Origin of the sequence: Acinetobacter stercoris, from assembly GCF_900323515.1 — a bacterium.
GTDB classification, from domain to species: domain Bacteria; phylum Pseudomonadota; class Gammaproteobacteria; order Pseudomonadales; family Moraxellaceae; genus Acinetobacter; species Acinetobacter stercoris.
Genome location: NZ_OOGT01000332.1, coordinates 1 through 2,313 on the forward strand (window position 1 = coordinate 1; position 2,313 = coordinate 2,313).

Genomic DNA, 2,313 nt, shown 5'->3' on the forward strand with positions numbered 1-2,313 from the left:
CTTTTTATCTTTATTTCTCCAAACCACATACATTGAAAAATTACCATTTTTAGAAAAATATCGTTGATGCTTTTCATTAACTTCAACTACTTCAAAGTCTTTTACATCCAATACATCAAATGGACTATATAATTGATTTTTTGGTGTTCCACGACTTCTCAATTCATCATAAACATTGACTACTTGACACTTTTCAGGCATCCATCCTATTTCTTTTAATTTATTTACATTCTCCTGCAAGTTTAAATTTAATTTTGATGTAATAAACGTAGGTATTATATTTAGATGATTCACAAATAATAATGCACGTTTCAACGATGAACGCTCAATACCTGTCAATTTTACACCAAAATCAATATTTAAAAAAATACGTTATCCATAATTCCGCTACTAAACCAACCTCAAAATTAACATCAATATTTTCTATAAAATATAACTTTTAAGATAAAAGAAATTTTATTTTTAACGGCTATTATCTTTCGAAAAAATTCACATAAGCCACATAACCCGATAGGTTATGCTCCTGATCATCGATACGTGTTCTAAAACGATCATGGCGGACATAAAATGAATTTAAAATCTTGCTTGGTTTTGCCATATACATCGCCATTTCAGGATAGAAAAATCCTGTCGCACGTTGAAACTCTACACGCAATTCGATTAACTCTTTCAAATTTTCAAATTGGGCAGATTGATACAATTCAGGAAACTCTGTTTCTTTTAAACGATTGACCATCTTATATGCTGATATCATCATTTCTAAGAAAGTTGCATAAGCTGTTCTACGTTCTGCAATAAACCGCATATGCTTAAGATAGTTATTAATTCCAAATTGGAAATACTTTTCTTCAGGGCAAATCTGCGTTAATTCATTGGTACAATAACTTAACCAATGATCATGATATTTGTCATAATTTTTACTAATAAAATGCTCAAACATGAGCTTAACGGTATTTAACAATTCCTGATCATGATTAATTTGATATAAACGTAATAAACCTAAAGCAGCTTCACCATCATAATAAACAATGCGGAATTTTTCTTTCACTTCAAGGGATGGGTAATGTAAGACATGAATGGTTTCCCCATTTTCATCAACCATCGAACGTATACCTTGTGCAAGCTTTTCCGCATAATTTACATACTGCACATCCTCAGTAATTTCTTGGTACTTAGCCAACATAAAAATCGCAGTCGCATTAGAACCCAATTTAATTTCTAAATGATCTGCAAGACCATCTATCATAAATCCTTTGCCATCAATCTCTTTATAAAAAGTATCGATCGCATACTGAATCGATTTTTTGATTTTTTCTAAATATTCAACCTTGTAATCAACTTCTAATGTCTCAAGCAATGCATATATTGCCGTACAATGTCGAACAGTATTATAACTTTTAATTTCCCTATTATAAGCAGGGAAATATCCATATATAAATCGACCATCTGATTGAATTTCATTATGTAAAAAATGAGCATTTTTTTTAATTAATGTTTTAATATGGTCTTTTTTATTTCCATTTAATATACGTATTCCATTTTCACACCCCTGACTATGTAAATCAATAAAACCATCGTCTTCATAAAATGCAGCATAAGTATCAAATAACCAAGCATTCCGTATTTTATCAAGTTTAAACTCTTTGGTGATATTAGGGTATTTTTTTCGAATAGCATCATTCAAATTCTTTTCATCAAAAAAGTTTGGTTCATTATAAACTACTCCTTTAACAATCGCCTTTCCATAAATTTCTTGCTCAAGGAAACTTATTTCAAAACGTTCATCCAAACTAATTCCTTTACGCATATGGTTATTATGCTTTTGGGTATTAACTAAATCACAAACCTGATCCCAACTTTTCTTTTCAACATTATATGCAATATCAATTTTCATAAAATCAGTTAATGAACTATTTTTTGTATATAATTTATCTAAAAAATTCAGCAATCTTTTTATGACTTTTTGAATATTGGCATCTTGACTACTCCATACCTGGCAACGTTGATTAATATTACCGTAAGATAAAAAGAGAACATAACTATCTTGAGCTAGTTTCTTGTTAATAACTGTTGCTTCAACCCATGATACTAATTTTTTTTTAAAACTTAATAGTTCACTGTAAGTCTTAATTGCCATGCTTCACACATAAAAGTAAAATTTAACTGCGATTAATATACCATATTTATTATATTTTTTCTTTTAATTCCATATTTTCTCGGCTTTGTTGCATAAATAAAAATAAAGATGAGTCAGTCTATCTTCCCGATATTTATGCAACAGCGACTGTTTGGGCTGTACCGAGTTGAGTAAAT

General features: G+C 29.7%; 1 protein-coding gene and 1 pseudogene. Both read right to left on the bottom strand.

What is annotated here, in order from left to right:
- Positions 1-339, bottom strand: a pseudogene (locus tag KPC_RS19175) (glycosyltransferase); the annotation flags it as partial.
- A gap of 133 nt (positions 340-472) precedes the next feature.
- Positions 473-2,137, bottom strand: coding sequence for a poly alpha-glucosyltransferase (locus KPC_RS19180; RefSeq protein ID WP_121975909.1), 1,665 nt, complete (start codon positions 2,135-2,137; stop codon positions 473-475).
- Between the last annotated feature and the right edge of the window lie 176 nt (positions 2,138-2,313).